General features: G+C 63.9%; 25 protein-coding genes. 16 read left to right on the top strand and 9 right to left on the bottom strand.

The features are described from left to right. Positions 1-75 precede the first annotated feature (75 nt). The gene (locus FJ954_RS21675) at positions 76-498 is read right to left on the bottom strand and encodes an NUDIX domain-containing protein (RefSeq protein WP_140663065.1); all 423 of its coding nucleotides are present in this window, start codon (positions 496-498) and stop codon (positions 76-78) included. Positions 499-626: 128 nt separating this feature from the next. Between FJ954_RS21675 and FJ954_RS21670 the strand changes: the two genes are divergently transcribed. Continuing rightward, on the top strand, positions 627-1388 hold the full coding sequence (locus FJ954_RS21670; RefSeq protein ID WP_140663063.1) for an SOS response-associated peptidase: 762 nt from the start codon (positions 627-629) through the stop codon (positions 1386-1388). Positions 1389-1463: 75 nt separating this feature from the next. Here FJ954_RS21670 and FJ954_RS21665 read toward each other — a convergent pair whose 3' ends face one another. Continuing rightward, a complete protein-coding gene (locus tag FJ954_RS21665; RefSeq protein WP_015318552.1) occupies positions 1464-1619 on the bottom strand; it encodes a hypothetical protein in 156 nt (51 codons plus the stop codon). Between the two features lie 414 nt (positions 1620-2033). Between FJ954_RS21665 and cysS the strand changes: the two genes are divergently transcribed. The 8 genes from cysS to rarD all read left to right on the top strand — a co-directional run bounded on the left by cysS (position 2034) and on the right by rarD (position 9100). Further along, the gene (cysS, locus tag FJ954_RS21660) at positions 2034-3485 is read left to right on the top strand and encodes a cysteine--tRNA ligase (RefSeq protein WP_140663061.1); all 1452 of its coding nucleotides are present in this window, start codon (positions 2034-2036) and stop codon (positions 3483-3485) included. Between the two features lie 280 nt (positions 3486-3765). Continuing rightward, entirely contained in the window at positions 3766-4170 is a 405-nt protein-coding gene (locus FJ954_RS21655; RefSeq protein WP_140663058.1) for an endonuclease domain-containing protein, read from the top strand. After that, entirely contained in the window at positions 4167-4553 is a 387-nt protein-coding gene (locus FJ954_RS21650; protein WP_015318548.1) for a VOC family protein, read from the top strand. Before FJ954_RS21655 ends, FJ954_RS21650 begins: the two co-directional genes overlap by 4 nt. A gap of 6 nt (positions 4554-4559) precedes the next feature. Then, entirely contained in the window at positions 4560-5051 is a 492-nt protein-coding gene (locus tag FJ954_RS21645; protein ID WP_140663056.1) for a GFA family protein, read from the top strand. Then, positions 5048-5524 (top strand): GFA family protein, encoded by a 477-nt coding sequence (locus FJ954_RS21640; RefSeq protein WP_140663054.1) that lies wholly within the window; start codon positions 5048-5050, stop codon positions 5522-5524. The genes FJ954_RS21645 and FJ954_RS21640 overlap by 4 nt, the downstream gene beginning before the upstream one ends. Next, positions 5521-6471, top strand: a complete 951-nt coding sequence (gene pip / locus FJ954_RS21635; protein ID WP_015318545.1) for a prolyl aminopeptidase — start codon at positions 5521-5523, stop codon at positions 6469-6471. Before FJ954_RS21640 ends, pip begins: the two co-directional genes overlap by 4 nt. Next, the gene (gene cimA, locus FJ954_RS21630) at positions 6468-8090 is read left to right on the top strand and encodes a citramalate synthase (protein ID WP_181177885.1); all 1623 of its coding nucleotides are present in this window, start codon (positions 6468-6470) and stop codon (positions 8088-8090) included. The genes pip and cimA overlap by 4 nt, the downstream gene beginning before the upstream one ends. Before the next feature lie 83 nt (positions 8091-8173). Beyond that, a complete protein-coding gene (rarD, locus tag FJ954_RS21625) occupies positions 8174-9100 on the top strand; it encodes an EamA family transporter RarD (protein ID WP_140663049.1) in 927 nt (308 codons plus the stop codon). Here the strand turns inward: rarD and FJ954_RS21620 are convergent. The 4 genes from FJ954_RS21620 to FJ954_RS21605 all read right to left on the bottom strand — a co-directional run bounded on the left by FJ954_RS21620 (position 9078) and on the right by FJ954_RS21605 (position 11988). Next, entirely contained in the window at positions 9078-10076 is a 999-nt protein-coding gene (locus tag FJ954_RS21620) for a transporter (protein ID WP_140618719.1), read from the bottom strand. The two genes, rarD and FJ954_RS21620, sit on opposite strands and share 23 nt — an antisense overlap. Before the next feature lie 108 nt (positions 10077-10184). Beyond that, positions 10185-10967 (bottom strand): glucose 1-dehydrogenase, encoded by a 783-nt coding sequence (locus FJ954_RS21615; RefSeq protein WP_140618456.1) that lies wholly within the window; start codon positions 10965-10967, stop codon positions 10185-10187. 158 nt (positions 10968-11125) lie between these two features. Further along, entirely contained in the window at positions 11126-11293 is a 168-nt protein-coding gene (locus tag FJ954_RS21610; protein WP_181177898.1) for a hypothetical protein, read from the bottom strand. 83 nt (positions 11294-11376) lie between these two features. Beyond that, on the bottom strand, positions 11377-11988 hold the full coding sequence (locus FJ954_RS21605; protein WP_015318539.1) for a TIGR00730 family Rossman fold protein: 612 nt from the start codon (positions 11986-11988) through the stop codon (positions 11377-11379). A gap of 127 nt (positions 11989-12115) precedes the next feature. On the opposite strand from FJ954_RS21605, the gene FJ954_RS21600 reads away from it, so the two are divergent. The 4 genes from FJ954_RS21600 to FJ954_RS21585 all read left to right on the top strand — a co-directional run bounded on the left by FJ954_RS21600 (position 12116) and on the right by FJ954_RS21585 (position 16390). Continuing rightward, positions 12116-13612 carry a LysM peptidoglycan-binding domain-containing protein gene (locus FJ954_RS21600; protein ID WP_140663045.1) on the top strand — a complete coding sequence of 499 codons (1497 nt, stop codon included), beginning with the start codon at positions 12116-12118 and terminating at the stop codon, positions 13610-13612. A 79-nt stretch (positions 13613-13691) separates the two neighbouring features. Then, entirely contained in the window at positions 13692-14039 is a 348-nt protein-coding gene (locus FJ954_RS21595) for a metalloregulator ArsR/SmtB family transcription factor (RefSeq protein ID WP_015318537.1), read from the top strand. A 25-nt stretch (positions 14040-14064) separates the two neighbouring features. Continuing rightward, positions 14065-15948, top strand: coding sequence for an ABC transporter ATP-binding protein/permease (locus FJ954_RS21590; RefSeq protein WP_140663042.1), 1884 nt, complete (start codon positions 14065-14067; stop codon positions 15946-15948). Positions 15949-16042: 94 nt separating this feature from the next. Next, positions 16043-16390, top strand: a complete 348-nt coding sequence (locus FJ954_RS21585) for an antibiotic biosynthesis monooxygenase (protein ID WP_041163878.1) — start codon at positions 16043-16045, stop codon at positions 16388-16390. Here FJ954_RS21585 and FJ954_RS21580 read toward each other — a convergent pair. Next, the gene (locus FJ954_RS21580; protein WP_140663040.1) at positions 16387-17253 is read right to left on the bottom strand and encodes an SMP-30/gluconolactonase/LRE family protein; all 867 of its coding nucleotides are present in this window, start codon (positions 17251-17253) and stop codon (positions 16387-16389) included. The two genes, FJ954_RS21585 and FJ954_RS21580, sit on opposite strands and share 4 nt — an antisense overlap. Positions 17254-17661: 408 nt before the next feature. Between FJ954_RS21580 and FJ954_RS21575 the strand changes: the two genes are divergently transcribed. Both FJ954_RS21575 and FJ954_RS21570 read left to right on the top strand, forming a co-directional pair. After that, a complete protein-coding gene (locus tag FJ954_RS21575; RefSeq protein WP_140618445.1) occupies positions 17662-18360 on the top strand; it encodes a phosphatidylserine decarboxylase in 699 nt (232 codons plus the stop codon). A 74-nt stretch (positions 18361-18434) separates the two neighbouring features. Next, a complete protein-coding gene (locus FJ954_RS21570) occupies positions 18435-19181 on the top strand; it encodes a phosphatidylcholine/phosphatidylserine synthase (protein ID WP_224584719.1) in 747 nt (248 codons plus the stop codon). A gap of 27 nt (positions 19182-19208) precedes the next feature. Here the strand turns inward: FJ954_RS21570 and FJ954_RS21565 are convergent, their stop codons facing one another. Further along, positions 19209-21431, bottom strand: coding sequence for an AMP-binding protein (locus FJ954_RS21565; RefSeq protein WP_140663038.1), 2223 nt, complete (start codon positions 21429-21431; stop codon positions 19209-19211). A gap of 103 nt (positions 21432-21534) precedes the next feature. Continuing rightward, a complete protein-coding gene (locus FJ954_RS21560; RefSeq protein ID WP_140663036.1) occupies positions 21535-21942 on the bottom strand; it encodes a 4-oxalocrotonate tautomerase family protein in 408 nt (135 codons plus the stop codon). Positions 21943-22051: 109 nt separating this feature from the next. Here FJ954_RS21560 and FJ954_RS21555 point away from each other — a divergent pair, with 109 nt between their 5' ends. Further along, a complete protein-coding gene (locus FJ954_RS21555; protein WP_140663034.1) occupies positions 22052-22915 on the top strand; it encodes a LysR substrate-binding domain-containing protein in 864 nt (287 codons plus the stop codon). Positions 22916-23070 lie beyond the last annotated feature (155 nt).

Below are 23070 nucleotides of genomic sequence, written 5' to 3'. Positions count from 1 at the left end.
GTCGTGGCTGGCGAGACAACATAAGCCTTGTGACGAAACAATTTGTCGCCTGCAAGGCAGTTTTTCAGTGCCGCGTCAGCGGGCTTGAACGGGACCGAGGAGTTCCTCGGCGACCGCGAACACCGAGCCGGCGAGCGGCAGCAGGGTCATCTCCTTGAGTGTATAGAAGGCAGCTGTCTCGGCGTCGTCGCGGGCCTCGGCCTCGCCACCGGCATAGATGGCGCCGAAGACCGTGAGGAGATAATCGACCGGGTGGCTGTCTTGCCTGCCGTCGATGTGGATTTCCCGAAGCGGGCGAAAGCCGGCGGCGCGCAAGCCGGTCTCTTCCATCAGTTCACGCCGCGCCGCGTCCTCCAGCGTCTCGCCGGCTTCGACCTTACCGCCGGGAAAGGCGTAGAGCCCTTGCGAGGGCGAACGCGCCCGCTTGACCAAGAGTACGGTGTCGCCGCGCACGACGGCTACGGAAACGGCCGGAAGTACCTTGCGTGCTGTGTCCATCGATCCTTGATCAACTCATTTGAGACAGGTCTTTTGTGGACCGACAGCATGGGCAAGCTTTAGCGGTTGCGCAACGCCGGTTCGATCGCCACTTTCAACACCGAACTATTCGAAAGACACAATCGATCATGTGCGGACGTTTTGCCTTGACCGCCACGCCGGACCAGACCGCTGCCTTGCTGGGCCTTGCGGAGCTGGAGGATTTCCCGGCCCGCTACAACATCGCACCGACACAGCCGGTCCTGATGGTGACCGCTGGCGTGCCGCGAGCCCCAGGCTCCAATCTGCCGGACCGACAGCCGATGCTGGTGCGCTGGGGCCTGATCCCAGCTTGGGTGAAGGACACCAGGGAGTTTCCGCTGCTGTTCAACGCGCGCTCCGAAGGTGCGATCGAGAAGGCCTCGTTCAAGGCCGCCATGCGCCATCGCCGCGCGCTGGTGCCGGCGTCCGGTTTCTACGAATGGCGGCAGACCGGAGGCAAGAAGGGGCAACCCTATTGGATCCGGCCCAGGCATGGCGGGTTGATCGCCTTTGCAGGTCTGATCGAAACCTATGCCGAGCCCGGTGGCTCGGAGATGGACACCGGCGCTATCCTGACCGTCAACGCCAACGCCGATATCGCCCATATCCATGACCGCATGCCGGTGGTGGTCGATATTTCTGACTTTGCCCGTTGGCTGGATTGCCGCACGCTCGAACCGCGCGATGTCGTCGATTTGCTGCGGCCGGCGCAGCCCGATTTCTTCGAGGCGATCCCTGTCTCCGACCTCGTCAACAAGGTTGCCAACACTGGACCGGAGATTCAAGAGAGGGGCGAAATCGGGCCGGAACCCGAGAAGGTCAGGCGACAGAAACCTGGCGCGGACGACAGTCAGATGACGCTGTTCTAGCGAAGCCGGTCGAAGTCTAAGTTCAGGACGCCTGTTCTCGCCCTCATCGTCGGCGATTGCGCCAGCCGCGTCATCTCAGGCAGCGCGAGGCGACACGATCTTCTGCGCCGGCTTCTTCTTCTTGGCGGTATGAAGAAGGGCGGCGACGATGGCGGCCGGGCCGATTGCGCGATAGTGGTTGGCCAGCGCCGGTTGCTTGGCGCGGTTGGCTTCCTGCTTGCTTCGAGGCATGTTTCTCTTCCCTGGTAACATTTCCGTGTCTGCGTTTGCTGGTTGATTCCGACCAAATCGTGACGCGTGGTGATCTAGCCGGCGAATGTTTCATGACTGTGCCGACATGTTTAATAAAATGTTTCACTGACTGATTCCGCATGACCGGGCGATGCGTTTGCCAGCCCTCGCTACTTTTTTCCCGGAATCCGCGACTTGACGGCAACACTGGTCAGGGCGATAAAGCCGCCGATGAAAACGTCTTTCGCCATTTGTGGCATTTGCATTATTGGCTAGCCTCGCGCTGGTCCGGACGTTTTCGCCTCATCTTCCCCAGATTGGACAAACGCCCCGGCCAGCAGGCTGGAACCTGATTTGCGCCTTGGCGCTGGGCTGGCTCCATCCAGACAAGAAGTTCTGAACGGGAAGCATGGAATGTCTGACGCATCAAAGGGCCTGCGCCTCTACAACACGCTGACGCGCACGAAAGAGGGCTTCGTGCCGATCGATCCGCTTGACGTGCGCATGTATGTCTGCGGCCCGACCGTTTACGACTTCGCCCATATCGGCAACGCCAGGCCGGTGATCGTGTTCGACGTGCTGTTCCGCTTATTGCGCCACCTCTACGGCGAGACGCACGTGACCTATGTGCGCAACATCACCGACGTCGACGACAAGATCAACGCGCGGGCGCTGCGCGATTTCGGCGGCGAGATCGCTTCGGGAACCCTTTCGCTCAACGAAGCGATCCGACGGGTGACCGAAAAAACGGCCGACCAGTTCCACAGGGATGTCGCGACGCTTGGCTGCCTGGAGCCGACGGTCGAACCGCGCGCCACCGAATTCGTCGAACCGCGCGCCGACGGCAAGGCTGATATGATCACCTTGATTAAGCGCCTGATCGAACGCGGCCATGCCTATGTCGCGGCAGGCGAAGTTCTGTTCGATACGGCCTCGATGCCCGACTATGGTCAATTGTCGAAGCGCAATCTCGACGAGCAGCAGGCCGGTGCCCGCATCGCCGTCGACGCCCACAAGAAGAACCCCGGCGATTTCGTGCTGTGGAAACTGTCATCGCCGGAAGAGCCCGGCTGGCAAAGTCCATGGGGCAGGGGCCGGCCCGGCTGGCATATCGAATGCTCGGCCATGTCGGCCGCCTATCTCGGCGAGGTCTTCGACATCCATGGCGGCGGCCTCGATCTGATCTTCCCGCATCATGAGAACGAGATCGCCCAGTCGCGCTGCGCCCACGGCACCGATGTCATGGCCAATGTGTGGATGCACAATGGTTTCCTGCAGGTCGAGGGCCAGAAAATGTCGAAGAGCCTCGGCAATTTCTATTCGATCCACGAATTGCTCGAGACCGAGACCTTCGGCGGCCGCAGATGGCCTGGCGAGGTGCTGCGGCTGGCGATGCTGATGACGCACTACCGCGAGCCGATCGACTTTTCCGTGCGCAAGCTTGAGGAGGCGGAGAACACGCTACGCAAATGGAAACGCGCGTCGGACCTGGCGCCGGCTGCGGGAAGCCAGGTGCCGGCGGAAGTCGTGGAGGCGCTGTCGGATGATCTTGCGACCTACGCGGCCTTCCAGCAACTGACCCAGCTTGCCGGTGAGGCAACCGACTTCAGCGGCGCTGGCGAGAATGGCGCCGCGGCTTCCTTGAAAACCTCGCTCGCGTTCCTCGGTTTCGACGTCGGCGCGGCCAAGTTCGACGAGGCCGCGATTGCGGAAACCATCGCCAGGCGCCTGCAGTTCATCGCCGCCAAGAACTGGGCCGAGGCCGACCGCATCCGCGATGAACTCCTGGCGCAAGGCGTGCAGTTGAAGGATGGCAAGGATCCGGTCACCGGCGAGCGCGTGACGACGTGGGAGGTGAAGCGGTGAGGGTGGCGCCAGGCACCTTTGCGGTTTTGGCGGGGGCGCCGGTGACAGCCGATCTCCCCCCTTGCGGGGGAGATGTCCGGCAGGACAGAGGGGGGTGTGACGGAACACCGGCGTTTCCGTTTGTTCACCCTCGCCGCAAACATTTATTGAGAAGGCAGTGGTCGCAAGCTGATAGATCGGCGGGACAGCACCCCCCTCTGCCCTGCCGGGCATCTCCCCCGCAAGGGGGGAGATCAGCTCTCGTCGCCGATTTCGCTAATTGCTGGCGAAGGGGTGTTTGATGGGGCACGATCTCGTTCCGTCCTGTCAACGCAAGAACGCAAAATCCATGCGGCGCGTCATGACCGATGCCGAGCTGAAGCTTTGGAATGAGTTGCGTGCTCACCGGCTGATGGGAATGAGCTTTCGGCGGCAGGTGCTGATTGGGCCTTATATCGTTGACTTTGCTTGCTCGGCTCATCGCTTGATAGTCGAAGTTGACGGCAGCCAGCATGCCGACGCGGGACATTCAAAACGCGATCAGGCAAGAAGCGCTTATCTGAGCGCCAGCGGTTGGACCATCCTGCGCTTCTGGAATGACGACGTGATCCGCGATATCGACAATGTCTGCCAGCACATCGTTATCGCGGCCGGTCTGGCCGGCGCCAACGTGCCGGAACCAGCAACGGAGGAGCTCGTTCCATGATCGACCATCTCGGCATCACCGTTTCCGATTTCGATGCCTCCAAGGCTTTCTACGACAAGGCGATGGCGCCGCTGGGTGGCTCGCTGCTTTATATGGTGCCGCAGGAATACACTGGTGGCGCCAAGGTCGGCGGCTATGGCCGCGACCGGCCGGTGTTCTGGTTGAGCGCGGCCAGGGAAAAGCCCCGAGATCATCAGCACGTCGCCTTCACCGCGCGCAGCCGCGCCGAGGTCGACGCCTTCCACGCCGCCGCCCTTGCAGCCGGCGGCAAGGACAATGGCGGACCGGGCCTGCGTCCGCACTATCACCCCAACTATTACGGCGCCTTCGTCCTCGATCCCGACGGCAACAATGTCGAGGCGGTCTGCCATGATCCGGAGTGAAAACCGATGAGCCTCGACAACCGGCCAGTCTACACAGGCGGCTGCCAGTGCGGTGCGGTGCGCTTCCGCGTCGAAGGCGCGCTCGGCGACGCCTCGGTCTGCCACTGCCGCATGTGCCAGAAGGCCAGCGGCAATTTCTACCTGCCGCTGGTCTCGGTGCGCGGCGCCAAGGTCGACTGGACGCGCGGCGAACCCAAGCGGTTCCGTTCCTCCAATGCAGCATGGCGCGGTTTCTGCGCCGAATGCGGCACGCCGCTGACCTTCGAGGCGCCCGACGGCATGGCTCTGGCGATCGCCGCCTTCGACGATCCGGCTGGTATCGCGCCGACCATCCAGTGGGGCACGGAAGCAAAACTGCCCTATGTGGATTCCATTCCGCGATTGTCGGGCGAGGACACGATGGCGGATATCGGCTCGGCTCCTTATCTCGCCGAGCTCGTCTCCTATCAGCATCCCGACCACGACACCGACCAATGGCCGCCGGAGGAAAGACCATGACCGAAACTGTCCGAACCGGCGGCTGCCAATGCGGCGCCGTGCGCTTCCGCATCAAGGGGGCGCTGGGACGTGCGTCCATCTGCCATTGCCGCATGTGCCAGAAACAGTTCGGCTCCTTCTTCGGCGCGCTGGTGACGGTACCCAAGGACGGCGTCGAATGGACCCATGAAGAACCAAGTTATTTCCAGTCTTCGGTCAACATCGATCGCGGCTTCTGCGCCCGTTGCGGCACGCCGCTGACCTACCGGCAGCCCGGCGGGCTCGAGATCGCCATCGGCGCCTTCGACGACCGCTCGGATCTGGCGCCGCGGATCCAGGTCAACTATGCGGCACGGCTGCCTTGGGTCGAGACGATCTTCGACCAGCCTGTCCACCAGGATCCCGATTATTACGCGCGGCAGGAGCAAATCATCTCCTTCCAACACCCCGATCACGAAACGGCCAACTGGCCGCAACAGGGCCTGAAAATATGAGCTTGCGCACCCTCTACCCGGAAATCGAACCGTTCGACTCGGGGATGCTCGATGTCGGCGACGGCCATATGGTCTATTGGGAGCGGTCGGGCACCAAGGGCGCCAAGCCGGCCGTGTTCCTGCACGGTGGACCGGGCGGCACCATCTCGCCAAAACACCGGCGGCTGTTCGACCCCAAGCTCTACGACGTCATCCTGTTCGATCAGCGCGGCTGCGGAAAATCGACGCCGAACGCCTCGCTGGAGGCCAACACGACATGGCATCTCGTTGCCGACATCGAGCGACTGCGCGAAATGGCCGGCTTCGATAATTGGCTGGTGTTCGGCGGTTCCTGGGGCTCGACGCTGGCGCTCGCCTATGCCGAGACACACCCTGATCGCGTCAGCGAACTGGTGGTGCGCGGCATCTACACGCTGACCCGCGCCGAGCTCGAATGGTACTATCAATTCGGCGTCTCGGAGATGTTCCCCGACAAATGGGAGCGTTTCCTGGCGCCGATTCCGCAGGCCGAGCGCGGCGACATGATGGCCGCCTACCGCAAGCGGCTGGTCGGGTCCGACCGGAAGGCGCAGATCGAGGCCGCCCGCGCCTGGAGCCTGTGGGAAGGCGAGACGATCACGCTGCTTCCTGAACCCGAAACCAGCGGTCCGTTCGGCGAGGACGACTATGCCGTCGCCTTCGCCCGCATCGAAAATCACTATTTCGTCCATGCCGGCTGGCTCGAGGAGGGACAGTTGCTGCGCGATGCCGGGAAGCTCAAGGACATCCCCGGCACCATCGTCCACGGCCGCTACGACATGCCGTGCCCGGCGCGCTACGCCTGGGCGCTGCACAAGGCCTGGCCGAAGGCGGACTTTCATCTGATCGAAGGCGCCGGTCATGCCTATTCGGAGCCGGGCATCCTCGACCGGCTGATCCGCGCGACGGACAAGTTTGCGGGCAAATGACGATGAGCCGCGAGCGCCTCTATCTCTTCGACACCACGCTCCGCGACGGCCAGCAGACGCCGGGCATCGACTTTTCGGTCGAGGACAAAATCGCGATTGCCAAACTGCTTGACGAGTTCGGCTTCGACTATGTCGAAGGTGGTTATCCCGGCGCCAATCCGACCGACACTGCATTCTTCCAGCAGAAGCGCACGGCACGCGCAAAATTCGTTGCTTTCGGCATGACCAAGCGGGCTGGAGTCTCAGCCTCTAACGATCCGGGGCTGGCGGCGCTTGTCCAATCGAAATCGGACGCCATCTGCTTCGTCGCCAAGAGCTGGGACTACCACGTTCGCGTGGCGCTCGGTTGCACCAACGAGGAGAACCTCGACTCCATAAAAGTCTCCGTCGAGGCATCGGTCGCTTCGGACAAGGAAGCGATGGTCGATTGCGAGCATTTCTTCGACGGCTTCAAGGCCAATCCGGACTATGCGCTCGCTTGTGCGAAAACGGCCTACGACGCCGGTGCGCGCTGGGTGGTGCTTTGCGACACGAATGGCGGCACGCAGCCCTCGGAAGTGCGGGCAATCGTCGAGAAGGTTATCGCCGCAGGCATTCCGGGAGAGCATCTCGGCATCCATGCCCATGACGACACCGGCCAGGCGGTGGCCAATTCCCTTGCCGCCGTCGAGGCCGGCGTGCGCCAGATCCAGGGCACGCTGAATGGCATCGGCGAACGTTGCGGCAACGCCAATCTGATCTCGATCCTGCCGACACTAGCGCTGAAGCCGGCTTTCGCCGACCGCTTCGAGACGGGAATCTCAGCCGAAGCGCTTACCGGCATTTCGCGCCTGTCGCGCGCCTTCGACGAATTGTTGAACCGCGCTCCGGAAGCGCAGGCGCCCTATGTCGGCTCCTCCGCCTTTGCCACCAAGGCGGGTATCCACGCTTCGGCGCTGGCCAAGGAGTCGGCGACCTATGAGCATGTGGAGCCGCAGGCCGTGGGCAACCGCCGCCGCGTCATGGTCTCCGACCAGGGCGGCAAGGCCAATTTCCTCGCAGAGTTGAAGCGGCGCGGCATCGATGTGCCGAAGGACGACCATCGGCTCGACGCCCTGATATCGGTGGTCAAGGAGCGTGAGGCCTCGGGCTACGCCTATGAGGGCGCCGACGCCTCCTTCGAACTCCTGGCGCGCAAGATGCTGCATGGCCTGCCCGAATTCTTCCACGTCACCTCGTTCCGCTGCATGATTGAACGCCGCTTCGATGCCAATGGCCAGTTGAAGACGGTGTCGGAAGCAGTGGTCAAGGTGCTGGTCGAGGGCGAGGAGAAGATGTCGGTGGCCGAGGGCCATGGCCCCGTCAACGCGCTCGACATTGCGCTGCGCAAGGATCTCGGCAGATACCAGAACGAGATCGCGGATCTCGAGCTTGCCGACTTCAAGGTGCGTATCCTCAATGGCGGCACCGAGGCCATCACCCGCGTGCTCATCGAATCGCATGACGGTACCGGTGCGCGCTGGTGGACGGTCGGGGTCTCGGAAAACATCATCGACGCCTCGTTTCAGGCGTTAATGGATTCGATCGTCTACAAGCTGATGAAGAATCGCGAGATGGCGGGGCTGGTGGCGGCGGAGTAAGTTTGAACCATCAGCGAAAGTCCATTGATCCATCAGAACTTTGCGATGGTCTTGCCAAGATTACTGGGCCATAGCGTTGGGCCATGGCCGCTGAAGCAATTACCCCCGATGCAGAATCGAAAGCCCGCCGCGGCTTCTTGCTGGCGCTGGGTGCCTATCTCTTGTGGGGGTTGCTGCCCTTCTACATGAAGGCGGTGGCGCATCTGCCGCTTGCCGAGGTGATTGCACACCGCATCGTCTGGTCGGTGCCGATTGCCGCGGCGGTCCTGGTCTGGGCCGGCCGCACGGCCGACTTCAAGGTGGCGATCCGCTCGCCTCGCACCATCGCCATGGCGGGGCTGACGGCGGCGCTGATCTCGGTCAACTGGGGCATCTATCTCTGGGCGATCGCGGTCGACCGCACCGTCGAGACGGCATTGGGCTATTACATCAACCCACTGGTGAACGTCGTGGTCGGCGCACTGCTGCTCGGCGAGCGGCTCGACCGGTTGCAGATCGCGGCGGTGGTGCTTGCGGCGGTCGCCGTCGCCGTGCTGACAATCGACGGCGGCAAACTGCCCTGGGTGTCGCTGGCATTGGCGTTTTCCTTCGCCGCCTACGGCTTCTTCCGCAAGACGCTGCCGATCGGTCCCAGCCAGGGCTTCCTGCTCGAAGTGCTTTTGCTGTCGGTGCCGGCGCTGGGCTACATCGTCTTCCTTATCGCCACCGGACAGGACCATTTCGTCTCCAGCAATGGCACCGACACCGCGCTGCTCATCGGCTGCGGGCCGGTGACGGCCGTGCCGCTGCTGCTGTTCGCCTTTGGCGCCAAGCTGCTGCGCCTCTCGACCATCGGCATCATGCAGTACATAGCGCCGACCATGGTGTTTCTGATTGCCGTGCTGATCTTCGACGAGCCGTTCGGCACCACGCAGGCCATCGCCTTTGCCCTGATCTGGGCGGCCCTTGCGGTCTATTCCTGGTCCATGCTGGCAACGGCGCGCCGGGCTACATCTGCCCGAGCCGCCTGACAAAAAGATAGGTCACGCCCGCGATCAGCAGCGACGCGCCCGTGATCACCCAAAAACCCAACGGGGTGTTGACCAGCGGCAAACCGCCGACATTCATGCCGAACAGGCCTGAGATGATGGTCATTGGCAACAGCACCGCCGTCATCACCGAGAGCACGTAAAGCAGCCGGTTCGACTGCGTCGTCAGCTTGGCCATCAGCTCGTCCTGTAGCAGCCGCGTGCGCGCCTGCAACTGCTCGCCGTCATAGTGCAGTGTCTGTGCGCGGTGCGAAAGCCGCGCCGCCATGTCGTTGATCGAATCCGGCAGGTCGTTGCGGTGCGAATGGTCGAGATGGCGAAACAGGTTGGTCAGCGTCGCCATCTGCCGGTGGATGACCACCAGATGCCGGCGTGCATCGACCAGCGCCTGCCGCTCATTGTGCCATGCGTCGCAGACGATGCGGTCCTCAATGCCGTCGAGACTGTCGCTGAGTGCCGCGAGTTCCGTCGCCATCCCGTCGAACGACTGGCCGACGACAGCCTCGATCAGCTCGGCCGGAGACCGGAACTTGCGCGATCCGTTCTCGATCGCCTTGCGGATGTTGTCGACCGATTGCAGCGGCTGCTTGCGGGCGCCGACCAGCATCGTGTCGTTGAGGGCGAAGCGGAAATGACCAAGCCCGCCGGCTTCCGCCGAATAATCATGGCGCAGGTCCGGCAGATCGCCATAGAGCCAGTCATCCTCGAGGTCGATGTGGCAGCCATGACTGGCGGTCAGGAAGGCTTCGCGCACCGGCGCCGGCAAGGCCTGATCGGCGCCGATCTCGTGGCGCGCATGCATGTCGGAAAGCTGGTAGCTGCGCCATGTCCAATGCGCGGCGGCGGCATCCCTGGTGCGCACCCCTTCGGTGGTAAAGTGGTAGATGAAGAACAACCCGTGCTCATCGGGCAGGTAAGGCGACAGGTCAGTGCCCTCGGAGGGGATGGCGATGTTCATGGCGGCTTCGCCGGTCTCTGATGCGGTCGGGGTCGCGGGGGCGGCCAAGCGCGATTTCTAGCACGGCATCCCCGATTTAGTGTGACTGTTCCGTGACGGCGTGCCCGCTTACAGGACGCTGGTGATCCCGCCATCCACCAGCAGCGTCTGTCCGTTCACGAAACTGGCGGCGTCGGACGCCAGGAACACGGCAGCGCCCGCGAGTTCCCTCACTTCGCCCCAGCGCCGCATCGGCGTGCGGCCGGTCAGCCAGGCGGAGAATGTCTCGTCGGCGACCAGCGCGGCGTTGAGCTCGGTCTTGAAATAGCCCGGCGCGATGGCGTTGATACGCACGCCGTGCTGGCCCCATTCGCCGGCCATCGACTTGGTCAGCATGGTGATGGCGCCCTTGCTCGCCGCGTAGGGCGCGATCGAGGGGCGGGCGAGCACGCTCTGCACTGAGGAGACATTGATGATCGACCCCCTTTGGCGCGCGATCATGCCCTTTACGACGGCCCGGCTCACCTTGAACACGCCGTCCAGGTTGGTGGCCATCAGCGCGTCCCAGTCGGCGTCGCTGAAGGTCTCCAACGGCGCCCGTCGCTGGATGCCGGCATTGTTGACCAGGATGTCTATCGGTGCGGTGCCGGTTTCCGCCGCCGCGATTGCCTGGTCGACCGACTGGGTGTCGGTCACGTCGATCACCGCTTCCGTGATCGAATGGCCCGCGGCGCGCAACTTGTCCGCGGCCGCTTTGAGATCGTCGGCCTTGCGGCCGCCGATCGTGACGCGCGCGCCGGCGCTCGCAAGCGCCTCCGCGAAGGCGAGGCCCAGGCCACGGCTGGCGCCGGTTATGAAGGCATGCTTGCCTTCGAGGCCGAACAGTTGGCCGAGATAGTCGGTCGAATGCAATTTGCACCTTCATCGGTTGCGATTTGTCGCCCGTCAGTCGAAGGCTCGTTCGGCCCTTGGCAAGCGGCAGCGCCAGCGTGCCGCTTGGCTTGATGAGATGCAAGGCGCTTGTCGGCCTGGCGGTCCTGCTGACGACCTCGATTGCGCGGCCGTCGGCCTCAGCGCTTCGGCCCAAACCCCGGATAGGGGTTGAGTGGCACGGTCGCGGCAATGTCCATCATGCCAGCCTTGACCAGTGGCAAGGTGGCCAGATGGCCGCGCACATCGGCATCGCTGCCGACTTCGAACATCATGCCGCTGCCGGGAATGTCGCCGATCTGGGGCAAGCTGCTCGGAGGGAGTAGGGAGCAGGCAGTAGGGGGAAGTGTACGCTCCCACACTGCAAACCTACTGCTCTACTCCCGTAACCTTACATCTTGTCGATCACCGACTGGACGCCCTCGGTCGGTGCGTCGACCGAGGAGCCCGCGACCATGATAGCGGCGACGATGGCCTCGGGGTCGTTGACGACCAGCGGCTTCACACGCTGCGCGGTATGAATGAAGCCTTCCGCCGCCATGTGATCAAGCAACGCCGTCATCGGATCCCAGAATCCGTTGACGTTGCCGAAGACGATCGGTTTGCGGTGATGGCCAAGCTGCGCCCAGGTCATGATCTCGACGATCTCCTCGACTGTGCCGATGCCACCAGGCAGCGCCACAAAGGCGTCGGATTTCTCGAACATCTTGTGTTTGCGCTCGTGCATGTTGTCGGTGATCGACAACTCGTCGAGCCGGTCAAGCGCGGTTTCGGTTGCTTCCTTGTTGATCAGGAAGCGCGGAATGATGCCCGTCACCTTGCCGCCGGCCTTGAGCGCGCCTTCGGCGACGGCGCCCATAATGCCTTTGGTGCCGCCGCCATAGACCAGCCGCAGGCCTGCCTTTGCAATTGAGCGTCCAAGCAGGTGGCCGGCCTTGACATAGATTTCATCGCGGCCCGGAGATGAGCCGCAATAGACGCAAACGGATCGAATCGTGTTCATGCCGATGATTGGTGATTGGGTCTGAAAGCGCGGTCAAGCCCTAGGGTTGAGAAGGCCGGGCTTTTTCTTGTCGGTCATGGCAAAACACGCTAGACCGGCGTTAGGTGGCTAAGGGGCAGGGAAATACATGGCAATCAATCCATTGAAGGCGTTCTTGTTCGCGGCGGGTGGGACCGTCGCGGCCGCGGGAACCGCCTATGTGTCGGGCGCACTCGACCCGTATCTTCATCGCACACCGCCGGCGGAAGTCGCGGCGTTGACGCCGCCCGCAGCGCCGAAGCCGGCCGATCCTGGCACGGAAGGGCGCCTGCCGGCTCCGGCGATGCCGGCCGCGTCGGGCGCGGCACCTCAGGCGACGGCCCCGGCAGCACCTGCAACCGACGCTGCGGCGCCTGCGGCGCCCGCGACGGCGGATCCGATCGCGCCGACTTTCGATGTCGTACGGGTCGAGAGCAACGGCTCGATCGTCGTTGCCGGCAACGCGGCGCCCAACTCGAAAGTCGAAATTCTCAACGGCGCGACGGTGATCGGCTCCACGGTTGCTGGTCCCGATGGCGCCTTTGTCATCGTGCTCGAAGACCCGCTGAAGCCCGGCGACTATACGATCGCCCTGCGTTCGACGGTTGGCGCGGTCGTGACCGCCTCGGCGCAGACCGCAGTCGTCTCGGTGCCCGCGAATGCGGCTGGCCAGGTGCTGGCCATGGTCGAGGAGCCGGGCAAGCCGGCCGAACTGCTGACGGTTCCGGCATCTGAGCCAAAGCCGGCGCCGGCAACCGGCGACCAGGCTGCCGCTCCTGCTGCTGAAGCGCCCGCCGCGCCGGCGACGGCCACGCCAGCCGTGGTTGAAGCAAAACCCACTCCGGCGGCACCGGCCGCGCCCGCGGCAGCCGTCGCCGAACCAAAGATCGTGGTCGAGGCAGTCGAGATCGACGGCAACAAGATCTTTGTCGCCGGCCTCGCCGATCCGGGCCGCAAGGTGCGCGCCTACGCCAACGACATCCTGCTCGGCGACGCGCAGACCTCGTCGGACGGCCATTTCCTGGTCGAGGCGACGCGCGATATTCCGGTCGGCAGCTATACCATCCATGTCGACGGCCTCGATGCCGATGGCGTGAAGGTGGTGGCCCGCGCCGCGGTGCCCTTCGAGCGCGAACCGGGCGAGGCGGTCGCCGCCGTTGCCCCCGCCGAGACCAAGCCCACCGAGACCAAGCCCACCGAGACCAAGCCCGCCGAGGCCAAGCCCGCGGCGCCCGCTGTTGCCGCCGCTGCTCCGGGCGAGACCGCGCCGGCTCCCGCCGCGCCAGCCACCGAGGCTCCGGCTAACGTCGCAGCAGCCACGCCGCCAAGCGACGTGCCCGAAATCGTGTCGCCCAAGCTCGAACATGCCGACAGCGCGATCATCATTCGGCGCAACGACACACTGTGGCGGATCTCACGGCGCGTCTATGGTCACGGCGTGCGCTACTCCACCATATACCTCGCCAACCAGGACCAGATCAGGAATCCGAACCGCATCTGGCCGGGGCAGGTGTTCAAGGTTCCGGAAAAGTCGAAGGAAGGCGAAGCCGCCGACCTCAAGGCAATGGGCGAGCAGGCGACGACCGCACCGATGAAGACGGAATAGGGATAGACCGGCAATTCCGGCGATCTACCCATCGGCCTAGCTTGCCCTGTCATCGTTCATCGTCTATCGCCGATGAACGATGACAGAATGCGTTCCCTTACCAGACCATGCCGCCTCGGCACTGCCTGGCTGCATGCCGGACAGCCGCGCTGTCGCGGCGCGGTTCGCAGCACTTTCGCATCCGGCGCGGATCGAGATACTGAGGCATCTGTCGGCCAGCAATTCCTGCTGCTGCCGTGAGGTCGTCGACCGTTTCGCTCTGGCCCAGTCGACGATCTCCCAGCATCTGAAAATATTGGTCGAGGCGGGCCTCGTCCGGTTTGAGCCCGACCGTCAGCGATCGCGCTATGCGGTCGATCGCGCGGCACTTGCCGACGTATCGGCATCGCTGGGCGCGCTCATCAATTCCTGCTGCTCCGGCCGCTGACCCTCTCACCCAAAAGGCAAGAAAAGTGGCCGAAAAAACCGTCTCCTCCGACACCTCGACACTCACGACACTGCGCAATCTCTGGCCCTATATGTGGCCGGCCGACCGCGCCGATCTCAGGGCGCGGGTGACCTGGGCGACGCTGCTGCTGGTCGTCGCCAAGGTGACGCTGGTCGCCGGTCCCTATTTCTTCAAATGGGCGACCGATGCGCTGGCGGGCGGCTTCAAAACGCCACCGCCGCTGCCATCGTTCATGCTTGCCCCGGTGATGCTGGTCATTGCCTACAATGTGCTGAGGCTCGTCCAGCTCGGCTTCAACCAGCTGCGCGATGCGCTGTTTGCCCGGGTCGGCCAGCATGCGGTTCGCCAGCTTGCCTTCCGCACCTTCGTGCACATGCATCAGCTGTCGCTGCGCTTCCACCTGGAGCGCCGCACCGGCGGCCTGTCGCGCATCATCGAGCGCGGCACCAAGGGCATCGAAACGATCGTCCGCTTCATCATGCTCAACACCGCGCCGACGATCCTCGAATTCGCGCTGACCGCGGGCATATTCGGTTTCACCTATGGCTGGAAATATGTGGCCGTGGTGGCGGTCACCGTCTGCCTCTACGTCTGGTTCACGGTCAAGGCCAGCGACTGGCGCATCTCGATCCGCCGCGACATGAACGACAGCGACACCGACGCCAACACCAAGGCGATCGACTCGCTGCTTAACTTCGAGACGGTCAAGTATTTCACCAATGAGCGCATGGAGGCCGAGCGCTTCGACCGCTCGATGGCGCGTTACGAGATCGCCGCAACCAAGACATGGACCTCGCTCGGCTGGCTAAACTTCGGCCAGGGCTTCATCTTCGGCGTCGGCACGGTCGTCGTCATGTGCATGTCGGCGCTGGAGGTGCAGGCCGGCACCCAGAGCGTCGGCGATTTCGTTTTCATCAATGCCATGCTGGTACAGCTCTCCGTGCCGCTCAACTTTATCGGCTTCATCTATCGCGAAATCCGCCAGGGCCTCACCGACATCGAGCACATGTTCGACCTCCTCGACGTGCCGCAGGAGATCGTCGACAAGCCCAACGCCAAGCCGTTGGCCGTCAGCGCCGGCAAGGTCGAGTTCCGCGACGTCCACTTTTCCTATGATCCGAACCGCAAGATCCTGAAGGGCGTCTCCTTCGAGGTGCCGGCCGGCAAGACCGTTGCCATTGTCGGGCCGTCGGGCGCGGGCAAGTCGACCATCTCGCGGTTGCTGTTCCGCTTCTACGACGTGCAGGGTGGCCAGGTTCTGATCGACGGCCAGGACGTGAGGGATGTCACACAGGACAGCCTGCGCGCGGTGCTCGGCATGGTGCCGCAGGACACGGTGCTGTTCAACGACACCATCGCCTACAACATCCGCTACGGCCGTGTCGGCGCCGGCGAGGAGGAGATGCGCAAGGCCGCCGAACTCGCCCAGATCGGGCCGTTCATCGAGAAGCTGCCTGACGGCTATAAGTCGATGGTTGGCGAGCGCGGGCTGAAACTTTCCGGCGGCGAGAAGCAGCGCGTGGCGATCGCCCGCACCATCCTGAAGGCACCGCCGATCCTGATGCTCGACGAAGCGACCTCCGCACTGGACAGTCATACAGAACAGGAGATCCAGGCCGCGCTCGACCTCGTCAGCAAGGGCCGCACCACCATCGTCATCGCCCACCGCCTGTCGACGGTGATTGCCGCCGACGAGATCATCGTGCTGAAGGACGGCCAGATCGCCGAGCGCGGCACTCATGTCGAGCTGATGCGAAAGCACGGCCTCTATGCCTCGATGTGGGACCGCCAGCGCGAGGCGACCGAAGCCGAGGAGCGGCTGCGCATTGCCCGCGAAAGCGACGAACTGGGTGTCGTCGTACGCCGGCGCACATCGGAGATGTCGTAGCTCAAAAAAGCTCTTGACCTCAACTTAGGTTGAGATTGTAGACCGTCGCCCGAGAGCCGCAAAACAGCATTGTCGACGACGGAATCAAATGGATATGAGCTTTACGAATCAGGATGTTAACGGCGGCAGCGTGTTCAGGGTCGACAAGTTCGTGGTGCCCGCCAATGCCCGCGATGAAATCCTCGCAAAGGTGAAGATGACGCATGAGTTGCTGCGTCTGCAGCAAGGCTTCGTCCAGGACTTTCTGCTCGAGCAATTCTCCGGACCGGGCGAATTCAACCTCGTCACCATCGTCGAATGGGAAAGCCAGGCTGCCGTCGACAATGTGGTACCGATCGTCAAGGCTGCGCACGAGCGCATAGCCTTCAACCCGCAGGAGACGATCGCCCGGCTCGGAGTGCGAGCTGATATCGCCAATTATCAGCGCGTGCCGGGACTCTAGCCAGGCCACCCCACACTCGGTGCCGGCGCTTCAATGCCGAGCACCTGGCCGGTGCGGGCGTCGCTTGTCATATGCTCGAAGCCGCGCCACTCGGCGGCGGTGATGAACAGCGTTTTCCGGTCCGCAGCGCCCAGCATGCAGGCAAAGCAGCCGCGATCGGCGGTGACGGTCTGCAAGACGTCACCGCCTTCGCGCACCCGCACGCAGTGCTTGTTGGGAACGTCGGCATACCAGACCGCCCCGTCCGCATCGAGGCAGATGCCGTCGGGATATCCGTCGAGATCGGCCCAGGTGCGTCTGTTGGACAAGGAACCGTCGGCGGCAATGTCAAACGCGCTCAGCCGGTTGGCATGGGATTCGGCAATGATCAGCGTCTTGTTGTCCGGGGTCACCGCCATGCCGTTCGCAAAGGCGATAGTGTCCGCCACTTGCCTGACCGCGCCATCCGGTGTGACCAGCACGATGGTGCCGGGACCGAAATGCTGGCCGGCCGCCGGCGCCGGCCCGCCACCATTGACGTAGATGTTGCCGCGCCCGTCGACGACGATCTCATTCCATGGGCTTTTCGACAGGCGGCGCAGGTCGGCGTGGGTGACGAGCGAGCCATCGGCTTCCTGCCGCAACAGCAGGCCCTCGCGGCCTGAGACAACCAGCAGGCGACCATCCGGCAGCCAGTCGATTGAGTAGGGCAGGACAGCCGGAATCGTGAGCATGATCTTGCGGCTGCCGCCGGCATCGACGGCGATGATCTCGCCGGTGCCCCAATTGCAGACCCACAGGCGCCCATCATGCCAGCGCGGCGATTCCCCGAAGGCGAGACCGTCCATGACGATATGCGGTTTGTTGCCGGACGATATTCGCATGATCAGGAGCCTCCGTTGCGCGCGTCATCCGCCCTTGCGATGAAGCGCTTCCCACCAAGGACGGGCGAGATGGGAGTCTCCCGACAGCGGGCCGGTGTATTTTCGCGCAGGAAGAACGCCGCATCGGTGTGACGTTGACGCCACAGGTGCCGGTCTGCGCAAGGGCGGCGTCGGCGCAGATAGGTTTCTCGGCCACTCTGGCTGTCCTGGCGCTGTCAAAGGATGGCTTTTGAGGGCATGACACAGGCATGCGACCCGGTATCCAATTTCACGACACACGGAGCGCCAGGCTATCCGCGGTCACAGGCCCGCACTTGCCCGTTCATCCGCGCCGGCGATTGTCGCGTTGCGGGCAGGGGGTGTTTCGGCTATTGAGGCCGGACCTGAAACAGGGACCGCCCCCAGCCCATGAGCCTTGTCGACACGGTCAAGAACGCGTTCGTACCGATCCATCGCGAAGGCTATCCCTTCATCGCGGCGTTTGGCGCGGCGACGCTGTTCGTCGGCTATTTCTCCTCGATCCTGTTCTGGATCGGCCTGATCCTGACCGCCTGGTGCGTCTATTTCTTCCGTGACCCCGAGCGCGTCACGCCTGTTGACGATCGCCTGGTGGTAAGCCCCGCTGATGGCATCGTCTCGGCGGTCGGGCCGGCCGTGCCACCGCGCGAGCTTGGCCTCGGCAATGTCGAGATGACCCGTATCTCCGTGTTCATGAACGTCTTTTCCTGTCACGTGAACCGCTCTCCGGTGCGCGGCCGCATCGCCAGAATCGAACATCGGCCGGGAAAATTCCTCAATGCCGAGCTGGACAAGGCGAGCACGGAAAACGAGCGCAACGGCCTCGTCATCGAGAGCCCCAACGGCACGGTGGCGGCAGTCCAGATCGCCGGCCTGGTGGCGCGCCGCATTGTCTGCTGGACCGAGGCCGGCGCTTCGATCGGCACCGGCGAGCGTTTCGGCCTAATCCGCTTCGGCTCGCGCGTCGACGTGTTCCTGCCCTTGACCGCCACGCCGCGCGTCGCCGTTGGCCAGACGGCGGTCGGCGGCGAAACCGTGCTCGCCGAATTCGGCGGTGTCGCCGGCACGCCCCTGGTGCGGATTTCCTGACGGTGGGCACGCAATATAAAAAATTCGAGGCCCATGCCAGCGGCGGTCCGCGCATCCGCGAGATCCCCATGCGCATGGTGCTGCCCAATCTGGTCACCGTGCTTGCCATCTGCGCCGGCCTGTCCGGCATCCGCTTCGGCTTCGAGGGGCGTTTCGAGCCGGCGGTGGTAATGGTGCTGCTGGCCGCTTTTCTCGACGGCATTGACGGCCGCCTGGCGCGGATGCTGAAGGCGACCTCCAAATTCGGCGCGCAGATGGATTCCCTGGCCGACATCGTCAATTTCGGCGTTGCGCCGGCACTGGTGCTCTATGCCTTCCTGCTCGACCGCGCCGGCTCGCCAGGCTGGATCGCGGCACTGCTGTTTGCGATCGCTTGCGGGCTGCGGCTGGCGCGTTTCAACGTGCTCGACGACGAGAAGGCCGACCGCCCGATATGGCAGACCGAATATTTCGTCGGTGTGCCGGCGCCGGCAGGCGCCGTTCTGGTGATGCTGCCGCTCTATCTCTATTTCCTGCGGCTTGGGGTGGAGCCCAGCCGGCCGGCCGCCTTCGTCGCCACCGGCTTCACCATCCTGGTGGCCTTCCTGCTGGTCAGCCGCTTGCCAGTCTATTCAGGCAAGAGCATCAAGATCCCCGGCGACAGGGTGCTGCCGGTCATCCTCGCCGTCGTCCTCTACATTCTCTTGCTGATGACCTATCCCTGGTACACGCTGACGGCATCGGTCGCGGGCTACCTGATCTTTCTCCCATTCAGCGTGCGCGCCTATTCCAAGCGAGCCAAGCTGGAAGGCGAGAAGGTGCCGCCTTCGGACATAGGTTAGAAAGTCGGCCGAAGTCCTTGGTCCGACTCAGGCCGCCACGCCAAGTCCGAGCCGGTCGATCGCCAGCTTTCTCGTCGACACATAGTCGGTCTTGCCGGAACCGAGCACCGGGATCTCCTCGACCTTGACGATGTCGTTCGGCACCATCAGTTCGGCCGCTCCGCTCTTTTTGCCGAACTGACGCAACTCCTCGGCGCTGGCATCGTCGGCGGTGGTGACCAGCACGATGCGCTCGCCCCGCCTCTTGTCCGGCACCGCCACCGCCGCATGGCGTTCTTCCGGCCAAAGCGACTGCACCAGCATCTCGACCGCACCCAGCGACACCATCTCGCCAGCGATCTTGGCGAAGCGCTTGGCGCGGCCGCGAATGCTGATGAAGCCTTCGCGGTCGACGGCGACGATATCGCCCGTGTCGTGCCAGCCGGTCAGCGGCTGGAGCTCGCCGGGGCGGTCCGCGGTCATGTAGCCCATCATCATGTTCGGCCCGTCGAGCCACAACTGGCCGGCATCGTTGATGCCTTCGACCGGCTCCAGTTTCATGCGAATGGCCGGCAGAAGCCGGCCGACCGTGCCGTCGCGGCCGTGGATCGCGGTGTTGACGGCAACCACGGGCGCCGCCTCGGTCAGTCCGAAGCCCTCGATGATCTCGGCCTGGAAGCGTTCGCGATAAACGCGGCGGGTATCCGGCTTCACCGCCTCGGCGCCGGCGACGACGAAGCGCAGACTGGAGAAATCCCCGTCCTTGGCGGTGCGCGCATAGTTGGCGAGGAACGTGTCGGTGCCGAACATGATGGTCGGTTTCACCTTGCGCGCGATCTCGGGGATGAGCTTGTAGTGAAGAGGCGAGGGATAGAGGAACAGCTTTACCCCGGTGACCAGTGGCAGGATGGTGCCGCCTGTCAGGCCGAACGAATGGAACACCGGCAACACGTTGAGCAGGATGTCCGCCGGCGAAATGGTGATCCGCGCCTCGGCCTGCATGGCATTGGCGAGGAGATTCTTTTGCGACAGAACAACGGCCTTCGGCGTGCCTTCGGAGCCCGAGGTGAACAGGATCACGCCGGGCTTTGCCGCGTCCTGTCGCTGCAGCGGCAGGCGCCACAGCAAGGCGGCTGCAAGCTTGTCCAGCGTGGTGACGCTTTCGCGTACATCTTCCAGCCACAGCAGCCTGGCGCCGCCCTTTTCGACCGCGGCGACGATATCGGCGAGATCGGCCTTCTCGACGAAGGCACGCGAAGAGACAACGGTGCGGATGACGGCGGTGCGGACAGCCGCGGTGACGCTTGCCGGCCCGGCCGTGTAGTTGATCATCGCCGCCACACGGCCCGCCGAGAGCAGGCCGACGAGCGACAGCACGACGCCGTTGGCGTTGGGCAGCATCACCCCCACAGCTTCGCCCGGCGCCGTCACCGCCTCGAAGCGCCTGCCCAGCACCCGCGCGCCGATGAACATCTTGCGGTAGCTCAGCGCCCCGGAAATGACGTCCTCGATGATCGCATGCGAAGCGCCGATCCTGGTTGCGGCGTCGCGCATGGCAAGGAACAGGCCGCGGTCGAGGTCGGTGCCAAAAAGCCGGGCCTCCGCGACGCGGTCGAACAGCGCATTGGTGTTGGAAGCCTGGTCCGGATTGCGCGCCACCAGTTCGGCGATCGTCATCGGCTCCAGGACACTGACCGACAGCCGTGGAAACCAGTGACGCGGTGCCTTGTCCGCCGGCGTCAGCGACACCGGCAGGTTGCGGGCGCCGGCGACGAAGATCGGCACGATGCGGGCGTCGGCCTGCATGGCTATGCGGGTGACGGCGCGGAACAGCCGAAACGTCTTGACGTCGGGCTCGACCGCGTCCGGCAGATAGACGGCCAGCCGGCCCTTGCCCTTCAGCACGCGCACCAGCCGGCGGCTGACGAAGACATGTTCGGCGTTGAAGGCAATGGTGCGGCCGAGTTCGCGCCACGGTTCGAGCCAAGGCGAACGCGCCGAGACCTCGTCGAGTATATGCAGCGTGTCGTCGGGCAGCAGCGACAGCATCAGCGCCGGCTCGAAGCGCGACTGGTGCGAGATGACATAGATGACCGGCACCTGCGCCTTGCGAGCGATCTTGATGCGATTGTCGCTGATCCGGTAGGCGAGCTTGAACGGTGCGTAGAGCAGCGCTTGGGTGAAGCGCAGGCCGAGGCGGAATTTTTCCACCACGCCGATCAGCAACCAGGCCACAACCAGACCCGCAAGCAGCGCCAGTGTCAGGATCATGCCGCGTCTCTCCCAACGATTTTGTCATTGCGGCTCTTGTGCGGCCGCTTCGGGGGCAGAGCCTAGCGGAAGTCGAGGCAAGGTCAATGCGGAAGGGGCGCCCTCACGCCGCGTTCAGCCGCCCGCTGATGAAACGGAACTCCTGCGTCTTGCCGCCGTAGCCATAGGCCGCTGCCGGAACCTCATGCACGAAAGCATAGCTCTCCTGGTGCACGCCGCTTAGCAGGCGGCCAAAGGCATCGAAGACCGCCTCGAGATAGGCCTCCAGTTCGAGCTTTGTGTTGGTGCCATCGACCACCTTGATGTCGAGCCAGAACGTGTTGGTGCCGTGCTCGGCGAGCGACTTGCCGCCGGCGAACCAGTGCTGCGGATCGAGATAGGACACGGCAACTGCGGTGATCGTCGGATCCTTGCGCAGATGCGTGGCGGTAATCTCGGTTATTTCCCTGGCGATGCTGGCCGACAGGGTGGCGTCGGGCTTGCCGGTGACGCTGACATTGATGATGGGCATTTTTCTCTCCTTGGTTTTTAGCGGCGTGGGCGCCGTTGAAGACCATGCCATCATCTTTTGATCGAAAAAACTGAATTGTTTTCAACTGATGATTTGATAAAATCGAATTATGGAAACGCTTGATCCCGACCTGCTCAGAACCTTCCTTGCTTTCGTCGACAGCGGTTCGCTGGCGCAGGCGGCGGCCAATGTCGGCCGCTCACCCTCGGCGGTGACGGCGCAGATGCAGCGCTTGGAAGAGATCGTCGGTGAGCCACTTCTGGCGCCGCAGGGCAGGGGGCGCGGCCTGACGCCGGCAGGCGAGGATCTTGTCGGGCACGCCAGGCGTATTCTTGCCGTGCATCGCCAGGCCTGGCTGGCGCTGAAGGGCGCGCGCGCTGCCGGGCGCGTCGCCATCGGCACGACGCAGGATTTCGCCGATAGCGGCCTGCCGGACCTGCTGCGTGCCTTCGCCTCCAGCCATCCCCGCGTCAGGATCGAATTGCGTGTCGGCCGCTCCGCCGAACTGGCGCAGGCGTTACAAGCTGGCAGCCTCGATCTGGCGATCGTCATGCGCCAGGCTGCCGTGCCGGACGAGGTCGGCGTGTTGCGCGAGCCGATGACATGGCTGTGTTCGCAGAAGGGACTGGCCTCGCGGCAGGAAGAATTGCCGCTGGCGCTGCTCGACCCCTATTGCGGGTTTCGCGAGGCGGCGCTCGCCGCGCTCGACGCCGCCGGCCGCCGCTATCGCATCGCTGCCGGCAGCGCCAGCCTGGCCGGTCTGCGCACTGCGGTAAATGCCGGTGTTGCGCTGACCTTGCGAACCCCGCGCTTTGCCCATTCCGGCATTGTCGAAGCGCCCCGCGAACTTGGCTTGCCGCCGGTTCCGATGGCTGAGTTCGCGATCCGCCTGCGCGCCGGTGCCGATGCGCCCGCGGGCGATCTGGCGACGCTGCTCGGCGGTAGCCTCGCTTTGTCCGGATCGCTTGGTTGATTGACGAGGCGCGAAGTTCCGTCGCCGGTCTATCGGCTGGAAAGCCGACTTGCGGTCGACCCGTCTGTTGCAAAGCAAAAGCTGTCGCAAAGAAAAAGCCGACCTTGCGGTCGGCTTGGAGTAGGACGGGCCGAGGGGTTTGGGGGGACTTGGGG

The organism is Mesorhizobium sp. B2-3-15 (assembly GCF_006442875.1).
Lineage (GTDB): Bacteria > Pseudomonadota > Alphaproteobacteria > Rhizobiales > Rhizobiaceae > Mesorhizobium > Mesorhizobium australicum.
This window is presented reverse-complemented; position numbering and strand designations above follow the sequence as displayed.

Bases quoted from the DNA above. Each gene is read 5' to 3' on its own strand.
- FJ954_RS21675 (WP_140663065.1), bottom strand. From the start codon at position 498: ATGGACACAGCACGCAAGGTACTTCCGGCCGTTTCCGTAGCCGTCGTG.
- FJ954_RS21670 (WP_140663063.1), top strand. From the start codon at position 627: ATGTGCGGACGTTTTGCCTTGACCGCCACGCCGGACCAGACCGCTGCC.
- FJ954_RS21665 (WP_015318552.1), bottom strand. From the start codon at position 1,619: ATGCCTCGAAGCAAGCAGGAAGCCAACCGCGCCAAGCAACCGGCGCTG.
- cysS (WP_140663061.1), top strand. From the start codon at position 2,034: ATGTCTGACGCATCAAAGGGCCTGCGCCTCTACAACACGCTGACGCGC.
- FJ954_RS21655 (WP_140663058.1), top strand. From the start codon at position 3,766: ATGGGGCACGATCTCGTTCCGTCCTGTCAACGCAAGAACGCAAAATCC.
- FJ954_RS21650 (WP_015318548.1), top strand. From the start codon at position 4,167: ATGATCGACCATCTCGGCATCACCGTTTCCGATTTCGATGCCTCCAAG.
- FJ954_RS21645 (WP_140663056.1), top strand. From the start codon at position 4,560: ATGAGCCTCGACAACCGGCCAGTCTACACAGGCGGCTGCCAGTGCGGT.
- FJ954_RS21640 (WP_140663054.1), top strand. From the start codon at position 5,048: ATGACCGAAACTGTCCGAACCGGCGGCTGCCAATGCGGCGCCGTGCGC.
- pip (WP_015318545.1), top strand. From the start codon at position 5,521: ATGAGCTTGCGCACCCTCTACCCGGAAATCGAACCGTTCGACTCGGGG.
- cimA (WP_181177885.1), top strand. From the start codon at position 6,468: ATGACGATGAGCCGCGAGCGCCTCTATCTCTTCGACACCACGCTCCGC.
- rarD (WP_140663049.1), top strand. From the start codon at position 8,174: ATGGCCGCTGAAGCAATTACCCCCGATGCAGAATCGAAAGCCCGCCGC.
- FJ954_RS21620 (WP_140618719.1), bottom strand. From the start codon at position 10,076: ATGAACATCGCCATCCCCTCCGAGGGCACTGACCTGTCGCCTTACCTG.
- FJ954_RS21605 (WP_015318539.1), bottom strand. From the start codon at position 11,988: ATGAACACGATTCGATCCGTTTGCGTCTATTGCGGCTCATCTCCGGGC.
- FJ954_RS21600 (WP_140663045.1), top strand. From the start codon at position 12,116: ATGGCAATCAATCCATTGAAGGCGTTCTTGTTCGCGGCGGGTGGGACC.
- FJ954_RS21595 (WP_015318537.1), top strand. From the start codon at position 13,692: ATGACAGAATGCGTTCCCTTACCAGACCATGCCGCCTCGGCACTGCCT.
- FJ954_RS21585 (WP_041163878.1), top strand. From the start codon at position 16,043: ATGAGCTTTACGAATCAGGATGTTAACGGCGGCAGCGTGTTCAGGGTC.
- FJ954_RS21580 (WP_140663040.1), bottom strand. From the start codon at position 17,253: ATGCGAATATCGTCCGGCAACAAACCGCATATCGTCATGGACGGTCTC.
- FJ954_RS21575 (WP_140618445.1), top strand. From the start codon at position 17,662: ATGAGCCTTGTCGACACGGTCAAGAACGCGTTCGTACCGATCCATCGC.
- FJ954_RS21570 (WP_224584719.1), top strand. From the start codon at position 18,435: ATGGTGCTGCCCAATCTGGTCACCGTGCTTGCCATCTGCGCCGGCCTG.
- FJ954_RS21565 (WP_140663038.1), bottom strand. From the start codon at position 21,431: ATGATCCTGACACTGGCGCTGCTTGCGGGTCTGGTTGTGGCCTGGTTG.
- FJ954_RS21560 (WP_140663036.1), bottom strand. From the start codon at position 21,942: ATGCCCATCATCAATGTCAGCGTCACCGGCAAGCCCGACGCCACCCTG.
- FJ954_RS21555 (WP_140663034.1), top strand. From the start codon at position 22,052: ATGGAAACGCTTGATCCCGACCTGCTCAGAACCTTCCTTGCTTTCGTC.